The sequence below is a fragment of the Paenibacillus sp. MAHUQ-63 genome, from assembly GCF_028765165.1.
Taxonomy (GTDB): domain Bacteria; phylum Bacillota; class Bacilli; order Paenibacillales; family NBRC-103111; genus Paenibacillus_E.
The window spans coordinates 953535-971555 of record NZ_JARADB010000003.1 but is presented as its reverse complement, the minus strand read 5'-3'; the positions used below and the strand labels follow the sequence as shown (position 1 = coordinate 971555).

The 18021-nt window shown below is 47.5% G+C and carries 12 protein-coding genes; 10 read left to right on the top strand and 2 right to left on the bottom strand.

What is annotated here, in order from left to right; translation table 11 throughout:
• The first annotated feature begins 4 nt into the window (after positions 1-4).
• The 10 genes from PUT07_RS20310 (at position 5) to PUT07_RS20265 (ending at position 15494) form a co-directional block, all read left to right on the top strand.
• Entirely contained in the window at positions 5-3115 is a 3111-nt protein-coding gene (locus tag PUT07_RS20310) for an exo-alpha-sialidase (RefSeq protein WP_274470217.1), read from the top strand.
• Positions 3116-3480: 365 nt separating this feature from the next.
• Positions 3481-5103 (top strand): extracellular solute-binding protein, encoded by a 1623-nt coding sequence (locus PUT07_RS20305; RefSeq protein WP_274470216.1) that lies wholly within the window; start codon positions 3481-3483, stop codon positions 5101-5103.
• Positions 5104-5195: 92 nt separating this feature from the next.
• Complete coding sequence (locus PUT07_RS20300; RefSeq protein ID WP_274470215.1) at positions 5196-6107, top strand: ABC transporter permease; 912 nt, start codon at positions 5196-5198, stop codon at positions 6105-6107.
• Positions 6108-6121: 14 nt separating this feature from the next.
• Complete coding sequence (locus PUT07_RS20295) at positions 6122-6997, top strand: carbohydrate ABC transporter permease (protein ID WP_274470213.1); 876 nt, start codon at positions 6122-6124, stop codon at positions 6995-6997.
• Between the two features lie 64 nt (positions 6998-7061).
• On the top strand, positions 7062-8009 hold the full coding sequence (locus PUT07_RS20290) for a dihydrodipicolinate synthase family protein (protein ID WP_274470211.1): 948 nt from the start codon (positions 7062-7064) through the stop codon (positions 8007-8009).
• Positions 8010-8245: 236 nt separating this feature from the next.
• Positions 8246-10585, top strand: coding sequence for a helix-turn-helix transcriptional regulator (locus tag PUT07_RS20285; protein WP_274470210.1), 2340 nt, complete (start codon positions 8246-8248; stop codon positions 10583-10585).
• A 60-nt stretch (positions 10586-10645) separates the two neighbouring features.
• Complete coding sequence (locus tag PUT07_RS20280) at positions 10646-12235, top strand: extracellular solute-binding protein (protein WP_274470209.1); 1590 nt, start codon at positions 10646-10648, stop codon at positions 12233-12235.
• Positions 12236-12255: 20 nt separating this feature from the next.
• Complete coding sequence (locus PUT07_RS20275; RefSeq protein WP_274470207.1) at positions 12256-13935, top strand: ribulokinase; 1680 nt, start codon at positions 12256-12258, stop codon at positions 13933-13935.
• A 117-nt stretch (positions 13936-14052) separates the two neighbouring features.
• Positions 14053-14259: a hypothetical protein gene (locus PUT07_RS20270; protein WP_274470206.1), complete on the top strand. Its 207-nt coding sequence runs from the start codon at positions 14053-14055 to the stop codon at positions 14257-14259.
• A gap of 227 nt (positions 14260-14486) precedes the next feature.
• On the top strand, positions 14487-15494 hold the full coding sequence (locus tag PUT07_RS20265) for an ABC transporter substrate-binding protein (RefSeq protein WP_274470205.1): 1008 nt from the start codon (positions 14487-14489) through the stop codon (positions 15492-15494).
• Positions 15495-15543: 49 nt separating this feature from the next.
• Here the strand turns inward: PUT07_RS20265 and PUT07_RS20260 are convergent, their stop codons facing one another.
• Together PUT07_RS20260 and PUT07_RS20255 are read right to left on the bottom strand one after the other, a co-directional pair.
• A complete protein-coding gene (locus PUT07_RS20260; RefSeq protein ID WP_274470204.1) occupies positions 15544-16263 on the bottom strand; it encodes a response regulator in 720 nt (239 codons plus the stop codon).
• Positions 16232-17869, bottom strand: a complete 1638-nt coding sequence (locus tag PUT07_RS20255) for an ATP-binding protein (RefSeq protein WP_274470203.1) — start codon at positions 17867-17869, stop codon at positions 16232-16234. Before PUT07_RS20255 ends, PUT07_RS20260 begins: the two co-directional genes overlap by 32 nt.
• Positions 17870-18021 lie beyond the last annotated feature (152 nt).

The following is an 18021-nucleotide window of genomic DNA, read 5'->3' as shown; positions in this document are numbered from 1 at the left end:
GCAGATGAACAGGAAATTCAAGTTACTAACTTCACTGTCTGTTTGTATAGCGATCTCTGCAACCAGTATAGTTCCAGCCTTTGCTGCTGCGGGAACATTCAACTTATCCGATCGAGCTGTAAGTATTTTCAATCCCATCAAGGATAACGGCGCTACAGGCGACCACGTACACGGCAGCAGCATTGCTGAATTGCCAAGCGGAGAATTGCTGTGCGTCTGGTTTCAGGGGAATGGCGAACGGGATGCGACGACAACACGGATTATGGGAGCACGTTCCACGGATGGCGGAAAAACGTGGATGAAGCCGTTCACCGTAACCGACGCGCAAGATATTGCGGATATTAATCCTGTCGTTTATGTGGATTCCGGGGACCGGCTCTGGTTTTTCTGGTACCCCGTATTGGCGGGCAGATGGCAAACTTCGCAGCCTCGATATGCTTATGCCGAGAAGGGCAGCTATGAGCTTGAAGAGGTTGGCAACAAAGCGCCGAATTGGACATTTTCTGAGAATGTTGGCATTAAGCTTGGTAAAAATATAGGCGTCGTCGTCAATCCGAACAGTGCGGATGATCATATAAGTCTGTCGCTCGATGACAGAGCCGGAGCAGCATCCAGACCGTCTTGGGCCACAGCACCGGTTGTAGCGCGCCAAGAGTTGGCCAAAGGCTTCGTGAATACGGTGAAAGCCAAGCTTGATGAGCAAAAGGAGTATTTGTTCAAACCGGTTGCAGATGGCGGAGCAGGTATGAGCCGTCGAGTAAATGGAGCCGAATTTGACGGTTTAGTCACACAGACGATGCAATTGATCGGCGGCGACCCAACGAAATATCTGTATGCGCCGACAGTAGCGGACACCATGACGGAGCCTCGTTCAGGTTATCCGTACGCCCGCCGACTCGGTTGGCAAACCAAGGATAAGCCGTTCGCGGTAGATTTAGGCAACGGCAAAGTTCGTTTGCTGCTGCCCCTGTATTCAGACATGCTGGAAATGAGCATAATGGCTTTCACGGAGTACGATCCATCCCAACCTCTTGCGGATAACTCGATTCGCTGGGAGATGAGCGAACCGATCGTAGGTATCGCCAATATCCAGGCCACGATGGCTCAAAGAACAGACGGCACGATTGTGGCTTATATGCGTGACAACGGTCCAAGACCTTATCGTGTCGTGGCTTCCGAGTCCAAAGACAAGGGCTTGACATGGTCAACGGTCAAGGATGTTCCTGAACTGCAGGATCCGGGTGTAGGGCACGATCTGCTGCAGCTGAAGAGCGGCAATTGGGCCTTCGTTCACGTAGATACGGAATCGAACCGGAACACGTTGGCCGTCGCCCTCTCGGACGATGAAGGGAAAACGTGGACATACCGAAGGCATCTTGCCCTGGATACTAGAAGCAGTACGGGAAGCTACCATTATCCGGCGATCACGCAAGGAGATAACGGGGATATCCTGATCAGCTTCAGCCGGTTCTTCTCTCCGCTTGATAAGGACTCTGCCAATCAATCCTTAGGCAGCTTTAAAAATATTACCTTCGCCCGAATTACCGAGGATTGGATTAAGCAGGGCGATGATGTAAACGTTATCAGGGAATATGAAAGCATCGACCGTGAAATTGCGGTTCCTGCATCTTTCAACATCCAGACGGCATCCGATCACGCGATTAAAGCCCTGTTCCCATCTACAATTAAAGCTTATACCTCCTATAAGCCGGGGGCAGCGAATGCTGATCTTCCTTCCGTGGATTTGCCGGTGAATTGGGATGTTGCGGCTATTAAAGCGAATTATAAACTTAATTCTCTCATTAGCAACTTTACCGGCGTCGTGGATGAAACCAAGCTTCCGCAGGGTGTAACAAGCGATATGCTGCCGTTCTTCAAAGCACCGTTGAGCGTATATCTCTATCAGGATCCCAACGCGGTTGCGGCTCAAAGCATAGCGTTAAATCTGACCCAGCTTGCTCTGTTCAAGGGACAATCTGAAGAACTGATTGCGACGGTATCCCCAAGCGATACAACGAATAAGACGGTCCTATGGAGTTCAAGCGACCCCAATATTGCTACTGTAGACCCGGATGGTATTGTTACGGCCGTTCATAAAGGCACTGCTGTCATCACAGCGCAAACACTTGACGGCAGCTTTACCAAGACAGCGAATGTAGAGGTCAGAATTCCTGCTGCAAGCGTTATTGTCACACCGGCTGAGATGACGCTGCAAAGAGGTCAGTCCAGCACGTTGGCTGCAGCAATTGCGCCGGAAGATTCCAATATTCAATCCATCCATTGGAGCTCAAGCGATGAGAATGTGGCTTCGGTGAGCGAGAAGGGCGAGGTTACAGCCAAAAGTGTCGGTACCGCCATCATGACGGCAAAAGTGATTGACGGAAGCAACATAGCCTCCGGAACGGCAATCGTCAAAGTGCTGGGAAGCAGCGGCGGCAGCAACGGTGGAGGTGGAGGCAGCAGCAGCGGCAGCGGCAGTTCAACAACGCCACCCGTAGTGCCGCCTGTAACTCAGCAACCTCCTGTCGATCCACCGACGAAGCAGCCTGACACAACTCCAAAGCCTGTATTTACAGATGTAAAGGATAACTATTTATGGGCTCAAGAAGCCATCGAAGCGTTGGCAAGCAAAGGCATCGTCAACGGAACCTCGGAGCAGTCCTTCTCACCTGAGAAAAATATAGCAAGGGCTGATATTTTATTGATGGTTGTAAGAGCTTTAGGACTGAAAGCGGAATTCGGCAGCAACTTCGATGATGTGAATCAAGACGATTATTATTATGAAGCTCTGGGAATAGCGAAAGCTCTAGGAATTACAGAAGGGGTTGGCGGTAACAAGTTTAACCCGCTTGAGGAAATTAGCAGACAGGATTTGATGGTGCTTATTTCCAGAGCTCTTGAAAAGGCAGGAAAGTTATCGCTGCAAGGTAACCGTGACGATTTAAAGGCCTTTAAGGATGCATCTGGCATTGCAGAATATGCCCAAGAAAGCGTCGCTGCCCTTGTGAAAGCGGGAATCGTCGAGGGGAGTGACAACAGGATTCATCCGGAAGGCAAAGCAACAAGAGCAGAAGTGGCGACCATCGTTTACAGGGTTTTGAAATGGCTGAAATAATATGACTTACATGTCAGGGGCTATTCAGGGAACTATGGTTTGCTATGAACTATGGTTTGCTATTTCCTTGAATAGCCGCAATTTACGTTTTTCTTCAAATAGTGAACTTCAGTTCCGCTATCGGCACGATTGCTAGTAGACCGTCGGGAGGAACCGTTTCCTGGCGGTTTTTTCTAAGAACCGACGAAGCAGCCTGCCTTCGATACCGTGCATGATGGCTATTTGCATCATGGCGGAGAAATGAATCATTGCTCCATAAGTGGAAAAACGGCACGTTAAACGCCTATTTGGACGTTCATATGTGCGAAAATGGTGTGCTATGATCCTCGTGTAAGGCAATCCAATTATATGGGAGGATTCATTCGATGAAATCAAAAAAGGGGATTATGGCAGTAACGGGTACAATGCTGCTGCTATCAAGTGTGCTTAGCGGCTGCGGAAGCAGTTCAACGACTTCAACGGACAATTCTTCGACTCCGGCAGCTGCGGCCGGTGCGGCAAGCCCAGCAGGATCCGCCCAACAACCGCTATCGTTGACTTGGATGAGGTACGAACATCCTTCGCAAGCTATTGTGGCGAATTCCAAAGCCGTTCAAGAAATTGCCAAGCGTAAAAATGTAAAACTGAATCTCCAAAGTGTCCCTCAAAGCAACTACGATGATAAAAAGAAAACGTTGATCGCAACGAACACCTTGCCGGATGTGATGCTGGTCAAACAGGACGATATTCAGAACTTCGCCGATACGGGAACCTTCCTTGATTTGACGCCTTATTTGGACAAAATGCCCAATCTGAAGAAAGTCATCTCCCAGCAGCCGGAGATCAATAAAAACAAAATTGACGGGAAGCTCTATGGATTCCCTCTTGTAGCCAATTGGCAGGGCGTAGGCGGCCAGCTATCGATGATCCGTACGGATGTGCTTGACAAGTTAGGTTTGAAGAAGCCGACAACGTATGATGAATTATACCAAGTGATGAAGAAAATGAAAGAAGCGAATCCGGATTCCTATCCGTTCACTGCCCGTGCGGCCAATGGACTGACAGGCACAGAGAATTTGATCAATCCCATTTCATTCGCATTTGGAAGCGGATACACAACGTTCAATGGTACGAAGGTTTACTATGAGCCGAAAGAAAAAAAATACAAATTCGGGCCGCTGATGCCAGAATTTAAAGAAGCAATTACATGGTTGAATAAATTGTACAAGGAAAAGCTGCTGGATCCGGATTATGCGACGGCGACTTCGCAAATTTGGCAAGAAAAGCTCAACTCGGGCAAGTCGTTCTATTTCCAAGATAATAATGGTTTCGCCAGCACGTTTAACATTAATCTGCAGAAGAAGGATCCGAACGCTAAGTTCGATATGTTGGATACCATGACAACGCCGAGCGGCACAAAGCGTAACCTGATCTACGCACTTGGCCATTTGTCGGAATCGTATGTGATTAATGCCAAAGTCAAGAATCCGGAGCAAGTCGTACAATTCATGGATTGGTTCTATTCCCAAGAGGGAATCGAGGTGACCAACTTCGGGATCAAAGGGGAGGACTTCACAGGCGAAAACGGCGATTACAAATTGACTGACGCTGTCGTGAATAAGTATAAGGACAGACAGCCGAGCGCGTTCTATGCGCTGCAATCGGAGTATGGCACAGGCTACCTCGGACTTGCTCTGAATAACGACGATCATGCGGGATTACCGTTCAACACCAAGGAATGGGTGGAATGGAATACGAAAGCCTCCAAAGGTTTGGCTGCCGGCGAAAATGTTCAATTCGTTAACGACCCGCCATTTACAAAGGAAGAGCGTGAGAAGCTGAAACAAATCCGTACCCAGCTTGACGCTTACCTGGCTCAAAACATGGATAAATTCATCGTGACAGACGGTGCGCTCAATGATTGGGATAACTTCGTCAAACAACTCAAAGCTAAAGGTGCCGAGGATATCGTCAAAATCTATAACGATGCTTTGGCCCGTGTGAAATAAGGCTCAATGTTCAGTCTAAGCTAGAAGAGGGCAGGCTGCTAAGGCATACCCGGCAGTCTGCCCCTTGATGATCCGGAAAGGAGTGGAGATATTTGACACCAGCTGTTGAGATTAAAAAAAATATTCGCAAGAGCATGCCGCTGTATCTCATGTTTTCATTGCCTTTTGCTTATTTTGTTATTTTCCATTATGCACCCATGGTTGGGAATTTGATGGCATTTGAAGATTATTCGATCGTCAAAGGTTTCTTCCATAGCCCGTGGGCAGGGACGAAGTATTTCCGCCAATTTCTGACGGATCCGTATTTTTGGCAAGTGGTTCGCAATACCGTGCTGATCAACTTGTATTCTCTCATTTTCTATTTCCCTTCCTCTCTCATATTCGCTTTATTGTTAAACGAGCTGCAGCAAAAAGTGTTCAAAAAGTTTATTCAAAGCATCACTTATATTCCGCATTTCTTGTCCACCGTTGTCGTCGTAGGCATGCTGGTTAACTTTCTCTCCATCGATGGGCTCATTAACGAAGTCGTGAAGCTTTTTGGCGGGGAAGCCAAGACCTTCATGTCCATGCCTCAGTGGTTCCGGACCATATATGTCGGCTCTGAAATCTGGCAGGGAATTGGCTGGAACTCGATCATTTATTTGGCGGCATTGACCACGATCGACCCGCAGCTCTATGAGGCGGCAACGATGGACGGGGCTAACCGCTGGCGTAAACTGCTGCACATTACACTGCCCGGGATTTCAACCGTTGTTACGATTATGCTGCTTTTAACTTTGGGCAAAATGCTCTCGGTCGGATTTGAGAAAATTTTATTGCTGTACAGCGGTCCCACCTATGAAACCGCGGATGTGATCCAAACCTTTGTTTATCGCAGAGGGCTGATTGACAGTGACTTCAGCTTCGCTGCGGCTGTGGGCATTTTCCAATCGGTATTGGCGTTTGCGCTTGTCATTTCAGCGAACCAAATATCCAAAAAAATCAACGGATCCAGGTTGTTCTAGCAGGAGGGATTGAAATGCGAGCTCGTAACTTTTCTATATTCGATACGGTGAACCTCATTTTTATGCTGGTTATGATCTTTATTACGCTATACCCGCTTTATTATATGGGAATTATATCCATCAGTTCCGGATCGTCGGCTAGCAGCGGTGAAGTGTTTTGGCGGCCTATCGATATTAATTTTAAAGCCTACAGCGTTATTTTTAATGATCCTGCTATTGTGCGCTCCTACCTCAATACCATTTTCTATACGGCCTCCGGAGTGCTGATCAATTTGGTGATGACGGCTCTCTGCGCGTACCCTTTGTCGCGTAAGCATATGTATGGACGTTCCATGCTTGCTCTGTTTGTCGTCTTCACCATGTTCTTCGACGGTGGTCTGATCCCGCGGTATATGGTGGTTCATGCGTTAGGGATGGTCAATACGATCTGGGCCATATTAATTCCGACTGCGATCAATGTTTTCAATATGATTCTGATGAGAACATTTTTTGAAGATATTCCAGAAGCGCTGCACGAGTCTGCGATTATGGACGGCGCCGGAGAATTTCGAGTTTTCACCAAAATTGTGCTGCCGCTTTCTTTGCCGGTCATGGCGACTATGTTTCTGTTCTACGCAGTGGCGCACTGGAACAGCTTCTTCCCTGCACTTATTTACTTAAACGAGAAGAATCTATATCCGATGCAAATCATCCTGCGGAATATCGTCATCTCGGGAGATATGGCTACGCAATCGGCGCAGCTTGGCGCAGCGGAGGCAGGGTTGGCCGTCATGACGGAAAATATCAAGTACGCCTGCGTATTCGTTGCCATCCTGCCCGTGCTTGCCATATACCCGTTCGTGCAAAAATACTTCGTACAAGGAGCAATGCTGGGCTCCGTCAAAGGTTAAGGTTTGCTCATAGCACAGTGTGATTTTATCGAGATGAAATCGATCCGGGAAAGAGAGATGTCGAATGAAAATTAATAACCCAGATGGCGTATGGCCAACCATGATTACCTTATATAAGGAGTCGGGAGACATTGACTTTGATGCGATGGAACGAATGATTGATTGGTTTATTCAAAATAAGGTTGATGGATTATTCGCTGTATGCCAGTCAAGCGAAATGTTCTTTCTGAGTTTGGAAGAGCGTGTGAAGCTTGCTGCATTCGTTGTCGAGAAGGCGGCAGGGCGCGTCCCGGTCATTGCTTCGGGGCACATCTCGGATTCGCTGGAAGACCAGGTCCGGGAATTGACGGCGATATCGGAGACAGGCGTCGAAGCCGTCATCTTAATCTCGAACCGGATGGCGGCGCAGGAGGAGTCCGATGACGTGTGGAAGTCTAACGCCCAGCGGCTGCTGGATCAACTGCCGGAGCATGTCGCGCTTGGCATCTATGAGTGTCCTTTTCCATATAAAAGACTGCTATCCCCCTCTGAATTGAAATGGTGCGCGGATACCGGCCGATTTTTCTTTTTGAAGGATACTTCGTGTGACGTAGAGTTGATCAAAGAAAAGCTGGCAGTCATTCAAGGAACTCCTTTGAAGCTTTACAATGCGAACACAGCTACGCTTCTCGAATCATTGAAATTAGGAGTCAACGGTTATAGTGGAGTTATGGCGAACTTCCATCCGGATCTGTATGTATGGTTTTTGCACAATTGGGAGACGAAGCCTGAGGAAGCTGAATACTTATTGAGCATACTGGCTGTAGCGTCATTCATTGAGCGCCAGCTATATCCCGTTAACGCCAAATATGCTCAAATGATGGATGGGATCGCCAAGAGTTACTATTCACGGGCAAGAAATCACGAGGAATTTACAGCCACGAACCGGCTGGAGGTCGAGCATCTTTACCGTTTATCCAAACAGTTGTCCCAACAATTTCCGGCTGCATCGGCGCCGTATGCAGGGGATTGAGCAATAGTCAAACGAGGAGCATGTTTGAGCTGTAAACGTTCCGCATTTTCGGTCTAGTTCGCAGATAGGAAACGTAGGCGTGCAAGAGCCCTGCGTTTCTTTTGTTTTACAATTTCAAATTTTTTCCTGCTCGGCAACAAATGAATGAACAGGATTTTAAGTTCCCTTGGCGAAATTAACATAAATCAGAGTGAATGCGTTTCCAATTGAGTCGCATGGTAAATGGGGGATTAATCTTGAGCTGGAAGAATCTTAAGCAATCTTTGAATAAAAACAGACTATTCTTTAAGATTCTGCTGTATTTCTTCTCCTTGTTGATTCCAATTGTGATTATTGGAGTTATCGCTTACTATAACGCGGACCAATTAATTAAGAAGGATGTTTCAGAGAAGTTAACGGATAATTTGATCGCCTCCTCCAAAACAGTGGATATTTATTTAGGTATGGCGCAGGCCACCAATAATAATTTGCTGCTCAGCGATACGCTTCAGCAAAATTTACGGCCTTATCCGTTACTGACAGATGAAGAGAAAATTAAGATGCCGTCAATTGTAAAATCAATCGCCGGCAATCGGAATACAATCAGCCATTTTGTAGATAATATCTTCTTGTTCATTGACGACCAGCGCGTTTATTTGAGTGACGGTATTGTTGACTTTGATGTCTTCTTTGATAAATTTTATAAATTTAATGGGTACAATAAAGATTTTTGGCGCAAACGTTTATCTCAGAGCAGCCTATTCGAGCTGCTGACGCCTACGACAGTCATCAATGCCAATATGAATTCGAACCGCGATGTGATCCCGAGCATTACGACCCAATATTTGAATGGGCATTTGGCCACGATGGTAACGACAATTTCGATCCCGACCATTATGACAACCTTACAGAACAATTCGATCTACTCGGCCACCCAATATGTCGTGTTGGATAAAAATAACCAAACGATTCTGCAAAGCAGCGGGCTGGATAAAAAGGTTCTCGATCAAATCACAGCTAGTTCCTCAGCGGATCAGCGCGGTAACAAATGGGCGATTCAAATAGGCGACGAGCAGCATTGGATCGCTCAAGCCGTCTCGGAGTATGGTTGGAGATATCTGTCCATAACTCCTGTGAGCTCTTTTAATCAGGAATCCTCTAATATTTTCAGTTTGATTATCTGGATTTGCCTAAGTTTAATCATCATCAGCATCGTGTTCTCTTTCCTATTTAGTGTTCGCCTATATAATCCGATCAAAAATATTAAAGATATTTTACAAAAAACGGAAACCCCTGAGGAATGGGGCCATGTAACGGACCGCAGCGGTGAGCTTCAGCGGATCGGAGACAGTATCAATCATTTGGTTCAGCAGAATATGAATGCGAGTGTGAAGATAAGCACCTATTCGGACGAAATCCTTGAGCAGTTTTTCAAAAACTTAATTAAAGGGTTTCGCGTGGGGCAGGCCAATACGGTGCACCAAGTGTTAAATGAACTGGATTTTCATTCAGGTAGTTATCTATGCTGCTGTTTTATGTTTATGTTCAGGGATAAATTTTATCATGATATCTTGGAAGCAGACCGATTGCTAATATTGGAGAAAATGAAAAATGTTCTGTCGGGCACGATGAGAAAGTATGTGAACTGTTATTTGCTGGAATATGAGCCTTACTTATATGTCAGTATGGTCAATCTGAAAGATGAGGAAGACCGCAAAAAATTGTACCAGTCTTTGGAGATGATACAACGGACCTTCGCTTACGACATGATGTATTGTGAATTAGTGATTGGTTTAGGCAAAAAATACGAGAAGATTGATGACTTGTCGAAGTCGTATAGCGATGCGGTTACTGCTATTGATAAACGGACTGATGCGTCTACAATGGCTATTCTGGATGCGACCGATCTTGTTATTGATCAGAACTATTACTATTCATTTCTCGAGCAGAACAAAATTGTAAACGGACTGAAATCAGGCGATATGGATGCCTTGAAAGTAGAAGTGGAAGAAATTATTGCTTTGAATAAAACGAGAGGCGTCTCTTATCATTATCTTGGTGCTCTGCTAGTGGAGTTATTTCAAACAGGTAACCGTTACATGAAGGAAAAGAGACTTAATGTCTACGATCTCCTTGATGCAGATGAATATGCTTCCTTGGATCATAAGGAGCTTTTACCCAATGAGTTTGATGGCAGACTGCAAATGATTTTTGAATTCTACGAGAAAATTATTGCAGCGACATTAGATAAGCCTGAAAGCAAATCAGGTGTTGTCGTTTCGTTGATTACGACTTATATCGAGAAGCATTATGAAAAAGATTTATACCTAGAGGTGATTGCTAACGAGATAGGCTTATCCGCCAAGTATGTATCGAGAATGTTTAAAGAGGCGACAGGGACGAATATTTCCGACTACATCAGCCTGATTCGAATTGAAAAAGCCAAGGAATTATTAGCGAACAGCGATATGAAAATTAGCGATATTTCCACACAGATCGGTATCTTTAGCCGTACGACCTTTCTGCGCTTATTCAAGAAATACGAAGGGATTTCACCGAACGAATACCGTAGTGCACATGGATTGAAGCAGAAATAGGTGGCGGATAGCCTGTAGAATGAAATGGCTGAGCAAATGCAGGTTCGTGAGGGGGACAACATGGTTAAAAAGATAAACTTACTAACCGTTTGCTGCTCACTGGCGGTAGCCGGAAGCTTACTGGCAGGCTGCAGCAGCTTAGTTAAGTCTATGGCTGCGGCGGACACTTCATCGGCAGCAGCTAAACTGAGAACGCTTTCTTGGATGAGATATGAGCATTCATCACAAGCGTTAGAAGCGAATTCGCTCGTTGTTCAAGAAATTCAAAAAAGAAAACATGTAAAGATTGATTTGCAAAGTGTCCCCCAGAGTAATTATGAGGATAAGAAGAAAACATTAATCGCGACGAACTCGATCCCGGATGTCATCATGGTGAATCAGAATGATCTTTCGAATTACGCAGATTCCGGTATTTTTCTAGACCTGACACCTTATCTGGATAAAATGCCTAATTTCCAAAAGATCGTGAATGAGAAGCCTGAAATCAACAAGACCAAAGTCGATGGCAAGCTGTATGGCTTTCCTCTTGTAACCAAGTGGAGCGCCCAATCCGGTCTGCTTCCTATGATGCGTACAGATCTGCTCAGCAAGCTGAACTTAAAAACCCCCACCACCTATGAGGAGCTCTATCAGGTGCTCAAAAAGCTTAAGGAAGCCTATCCGGATTCCTATCCTTTCACTAGCCGGGCAGCGAACGGCAAAACCGGAACGGAAAATTTGATCAATCCGATTGCCTTTGGATTTGGCAGTGGTTTTACCAATATTACGGGAACGAAAATTTATTTCGAGCCGTCTGCCAATCAATATAAATTCGGCCCATTCGCGCCGGAGTTTAAAGAGGCTATTACTTATCTGCATAAGCTCTACAAAGAAAAACTGCTGGATCCGGATTATGCGGTAGCCACTTCACAGATCTGGCAGGAGAAGTTAAGCGCGGGCAAGTCGTTCTTTTTCCAAGATAACAATGGATTCGGAGCCAACTTTAATAAAGTTCTTCAGTCTAAGGATGCGAATGCCAAGTTCGATATGCTGCCGGTATTGGCCAGTGATAAAGGGGTTAAACGGAATAACATTTATCAACAAGATCATCTGGGTGAGATGTATGCCGTTAGCTCAAAAGTGAAGAATCCCGAGGAAGTTATAAGGCTGATAGACTGGATGTATGGAGAAGAGGGGACGAATCTTACAAGCTTTGGAGTCGAGAATGTGGACTACACACTGGTGAACGGCGAGTATACGATGTCTGAAGCGACGAAAGTGAAGTTTATGAATAAACAAGATCCGTTTCGTGCGATGCAGTCTGCACTCGGGACCGGCTATCTAGGTTTAGCGCTTCATTCTGACGATCATCCTCTCCTTCATTCTTCTGCCCCTGAATTAATGAAGTGGTCTGACAAGGCTCTGCAGGATCTTGCTGACGGTATTAACTATAAGGAAGTTAATGATCCGCCATTTAATCAAGAAGAAAGAGAACTGCTCAGGCGGATCCGCACCCAATTAGATGCCTATGTCACTCAGCATATGGACAGATTTATTGTGAGTGAGGGGGCCTTGACGGAATGGGATACTTTCATCCAAGCGTGCAAGGACAAAGGGGCCGTAGAGCTTGAGACTATTTATAATCGTGCGCTAGCGAGAGTTAATCAATAACAGGCGGAGGGATAAACGCAATGGGGAAAAAGTATGCAATCGGCGTTGACTATGGTACGGGGTCAGGACGCGCAGTTTTAGTTGATCTGAGCAATGGAGAAGAGGTTGCTGATCATGTTACACCGTATGCACACAATGTTATTGATGTAGCATTGCCGGGATCGGGTGTCAGATTGGGACACGATTGGGCCTTGCAGCATCCTGGTGATTACCTCGAGGTTCTGAAGCAATCCATACCTGCGGTACTGAACCAGTCGAACGTCGATTCTTCCGATGTAGTGGGAATCGGCATTGATTTCACGGCCTGTACGATACTGCCTGTAGATGAGAAGTGCCATCCGTTATGTTTCTACCCGGAGTTTAAGGACATGCCTCACAGCTGGGTCAAGCTATGGAAACATCATGCGGCCCAGCAAGAGGCCGATCGGATTAATGCTGCAGCTCTGGCTAACGGTGAAGATTTCCTTCCCAGATATGGCGGGAAAATTTCGTCGGAGTGGATGCTGGCTAAGGTATGGCAAATTTTGAATGAAGCGCCAGAGCTGTATGAGCGAACGGACCAATTCCTGGAAGCAGCCGATTGGGTTACTGCAATAATGACCGGGACTATTGCAAGAAACAGCTGCACAGCCGGGTATAAGTCGTTGTGGCACAAGCAAGACGGTTATCCGAGTCCGGCATTTCTTCAACAACTGGATCCGCGGCTGGAAACGCTCTATACGACGAAGCTGCGCGGACATGTGTTTCCGCTCGGAACCAAGGCCGGCGAACTGACCGCCGAGATGGCGGCAGCTCTCGGTCTCAAGCCAGGGACTGCCGTTGCGGTCGGTAATATAGATGCCCACGCAGCCGTGCCTGCAGTAGGTGTTGTAACGCCTGGCAAACTCGTCATGGCAATGGGAACTTCGGTCTGCCATTTGGTTCTTCATGCTGAAGAGAAGCAGGTTGAAGGCATGTGCGGTGTCGTAGAAGACGGAATCATACCGGGGTATTTTGGTTATGAAGCAGGACAAGCGGCCGTTGGCGATATTTTCGCTTGGTATGTGGAGCAGGGGGTACCCGCTTACGTGCATGAAGCGGCACATCACCGGGGAGTGAGCGTTCATCAATGGCTGGAGGAGCAGGCCGCCCAATACCAACCGGCTGAGACAGGGCTTATGGCGCTTGACTGGTGGAACGGGAACCGTTCCGTATTGGTTGACACGGATCTGACAGGCGTGATTCTGGGACTTCATTTGTTGACGAAGCCTGAGGAGATTTATCGAGCTTTACTGGAAGCAACCGCATTCGGGACAAGGAAGATTATCGATGCCTTCCAGAAGAGCGGTGTCCAAATCGAGGAGCTTTACGCATGTGGCGGTTTACCCCAGCGAAATCGATTGCTCATGCAGATTTATGCCGACGTTACCAATCGTGAAATCAAGGTGGCGGCCTCGAAACATACACCGGCACTTGGTGCAGCGATGTTCGGCGCCGTGGCAGCCGGGGAAGCAAGAGGCGGCTATCGCACGATTGTCGAAGCTGCAGAACATATGGCGCGCGTTCGAGAAGAGACTTTCAAACCAATACCGGCAAACGTCCGGATATATAACCAGCTGTATGAAGAGTATTGCCTGCTGCACGATTACTTTGGCAGCGGCGTTAATGATGTGATGAAGAGATTGAAACAATTGAAGGTTCGTTCTCGCAGCGATGGTTAAATAAGCTTATCTTCGCTTGACCCTAACACTGAGGGCAGGGTTTATAATGGAATTATTCTCAGGCAGAAAGAGAAGCGCCAGTGAAAATTCGCTATTAGAAAGGGCGAGAGATGGGTTATGGATATTACCCTTCAAGAAGAAATCATGATTAAGGCTCTCCGTGAAGCTGCACTGCCTCCATTATACGTGCTTATACGAATTAGAAATGAGATTTCTAATGACATTGTCAATGTTGAAGAGGGCCGCAGAGTTGAAGTCGTAGAAACTTTAGAAAAATACATCGCCCCCCTATGGGAAGATTATCACGACGGGAAGAAATCATAAGCTTAAGAGGTGTTGAATCTATTTTTGGGAGCTGCCGGACGTTGGACCCGGCAGCTTTTGTTGCGTTACCAGACCATAGAATCTTCAACGGTTGGAAACAAAAGCCTCCTGAAATGTGAACAACTTATGAAGATACATGCCGTATACCTTGACACGCCTAGACTACTTAGATAGTATTAATGACAATGATAATTATTCTCATTTTATCGAGGGGGCTTTAACACATCATGCATGCATCACAAGTTTACCGACTCCGCACTTGGAGAAGTTCGCTGCTCGGACTCGTCACAGCGTGCGTCCTCCTTGTTGCCGGTTGCGGACAATCGGCCGCGACGGACAACAAGGCCGCTGCGCCTGCGCCAACAACCGCAGCAGCGTCTAACGCGCCCGCTGAATATACGGTCAAGCACGCGATGGGAGAGGCCAAAATCTCCGGTACGCCGAAGAGAATCGTCGTCCTCACCAACGAGGGTACGGAAGCTGTCTTAAGCTTGGGCGTCAAACCGGTTGGGGCCGTGAAATCTTTTACGAGTACAGGGGAATGGTACGACCATATTAAAAAAGACATGGAAGGCGTGCAAATCGTCGGGGATGAGAATCAGCCGAACCTGGAGCTTATCGCGTCCTTGAAGCCGGACCTCATTCTGGGTAACAAATTGCGGCAAGAAAAGGTATATCAGCAATTATCGGCTATCGCGCCAACGGTCTTCTCCGAGAAGCTTATGGGCGACTGGCAAGTGAACTACCGATTGTATGCAGAAGCGATGAACAAGAAAGCCGAAGGCGATAAAATAATCGGCGACTTCGAGAACCGCATCACGGCGTTCAAACAAAAAGCCGGCGATAAGCTGAACACGAAGGTATCGATCGTGCGATTCATGCCGGGCAAGGTCCGGATCTATATGAAGGACACCTTCTCCGGCGTCGTATTGAAGAAGCTCGGTTTACAGCGTCCGGCTCCACAAGATCAGGAGAAGTTCGCGGACGATGTGCAGAAAGAGCGCATCCCGGATATGAACGGCGACATCCTGTTCTACTTCACCTATGATAACGATAAAGGAGAAGGCAACAAAATTGAGGAAGAATGGTTGAAGGATCCGCTTTGGAAAAATCTCGAGGTTGTCCAAAAAGGCAATGTTCACAAAGTGAGTGACGCGGTCTGGAATACAGCCGGCGGAATCCGCGCGGCTAACCTGCTGCTGGACGACCTGGAAGGCTATTTCCTCCAGAAATAAGAAAAATCAAGGCTCGGACATTAATGTCCGAGCCTTTGTTGTTCGGATTTCATGATCCCTTTTTGCGGTACACTCTTTCCGGACGTCCGACGAGGCCGTAGGAAAGATCCGCGAACACTTCGCCCGAGGAAACCAGATGCTCCAAATAACGGCGTCCTGTCGAGCGGCTGACGCCAATTTCTTTGGCAATTTGCTCGGCGGTCATGCCGTCGGCTGCCGTGGAAATCGCTTGAACGATTTTGACCAGCGTCAATTTGTCGATCCCTTTGGGGAGGAATGAAGCCTCGGAGCGGGGCTCCTTTTTGCCCGAACCGGCCAATAGGCGATCGACATCCCCTTGATTGATGGTGCTGCTGCTATTCAATCGATTCAGCTCGCGGTGAAAATCCAGATAACGCAGCAGCGTCTCCTGCAGCCGGTTGAAAATGAGCGGTTTCATAATATAGTCGAACGCTCCGCCGCGAACGGCTTCCTTGATGGTCTCGACTTCCTTGGCCGCGGTGATCATAATGACGTCGCTATCCCGGTAATGCTGGCGGATATATGAGAGCATATCCAATCCGCTGGCACCTGGGAAATAAACATCAAGGAGGACGAGGTCTGGCCGCAAGATGTCCAGCTGCTCTTTGGCCTGGACGTCGTCCGTAGCGATTCCGACTACGCGAAAGCCTTCCACCTTCTCAATGAATCGGCGATTAATTTCGGCGATTTTCACATCGTCCTCGATTATTAAAACTTCAATGGCTGGTTGTTGGCGGTCCGGGATCATCGATATGACTCCTTACTGAGGGATTGGGATGTTTCGGTATGGCGACGGTGAAGATGGTGCCCCCTGCGGGATTTCTATGATAAGTGATATAGCCGTTCAGCTTGTGTACGGCGTGCTGGACTAATGCCAGACCTATGCCCCGATGTTCACCAGCCTTGGTCGAGAATCCTTTGGTGAACACGAACCCGCCTACGTCGTCAGAAATGCCGACACCGCGGTCCTCGCATTCAATAATCAAATCATCGCCGAGATCGGTTAAAAATAATTTGACCTGCGGGCTAGCAGGTTCCCCGCCTGCAAGTACGGCTTCCATGGCATTGTCCACCAAATTCCCGATAATCGTGACGAGCAGGTTTCGATCGATAGCCGGAGGAATATCCGCGAACGAACTTTCGTGGTCGAGCTCGAACTTCAGCTTAAGCTCTTGCGCATGATTGAATTTGCCGATCAGTAGTCCCCCAATCATTGGATCAGGAATTTCCTGCATAATGAATTGTACCCAATTCTGATGTAAATCCGATTCCTTGGAGATGAGGTCGACGGCCTCTTGGTACGATTCCAGCTGGATAAGCCCGGAAATGACATAAAGTTTATTGGAAAATTCATGCGTCTGAGCACGCAGCGCTTCGGCGAAGCGTTTCACCTGCGAGAGCTCCTCGGCGAGACGATAGAGATCGGACTTGCTTCGAAAGCTGGAGACGGCACCTGTGACGCCATGCTTCTTGCTCACGATCGGCACCCGGTTCACGATGACGTCATGGTCTCCGATCAGCATTTCATGGTCGAATTCGGCTTCCCCCGTTCGTACCACCTCATACAGACGAGTGTTGGGGATGACGTCTTCAATGTGTCTGCCTGTAATTTTGGCGGTGGCGGGCAGTTCCAGAAGCTGCAAGGCATAGCGGTTCGCCATCGTAATGATGCCGTCGCGATTGATGGCGATAATGCCTTCGCGGATGGTTTGCAGAATAGCCTGCTTCTCCGTGTAGAGTTCGCCAATTTCCTTGGGCTCCAGGCCATGAATAGAGCTTCTGACGTTGCGCGCAATAAGGACGGAGCCAATAAGTCCAACAACCAGTACGATGAGAGAGATTAGTTCAATTCGCGATTGGTATGCGGTGGTAATGGTGGCAATGTCCTTGGTCAGGAAGCCAACGGATACGATACCGATTACGGCGCCGCGGTCATCGAGAACGGGAGCTTTCCCGCGGAGGGAGGGACCTAGGGAACCAACGGCTTTGGAAATAATCGAGTGTCCCTCCAGCACAGGACCGTTGTCGCCGCCGACCATTTCATGGCCGATTCGCTCGGGAAGCGGATGTGAATAGCGAATGCCTTCGCGATTCCCTACAACGATGTACTCAGCATCGATTTTCTCACGGACACTCTCGGCGATAGGCTGGATGATCCGGGGAGGATCGGCCGTTTGAAAGGCATGACGAATGTCGGGCATACTGGCAACGGTTTCTGCGACCTTGAGCGCCCGTGTTCCGATCTGGTCTTCAAGGGCACTTGTCATGATGTAATAAAAGATGCTGCCTAAACTGACAATGACCAAGAACAGGAGTGAGCAAATGACTAAAATTAGCTTCGTTTGCAGTTTCATTGCCGAGTAGGCCCTCCTTTTTTGCTTGTATTGTATCATAAAGCGCTATCATTTTGATGGTTATAGGGTGTCCGAATCCGTGAACAATATGAACAAAATGCTCAAATTAGCTTTAATACAACTAATCGTCAGAAACTTCCCAAGAAGCGCTA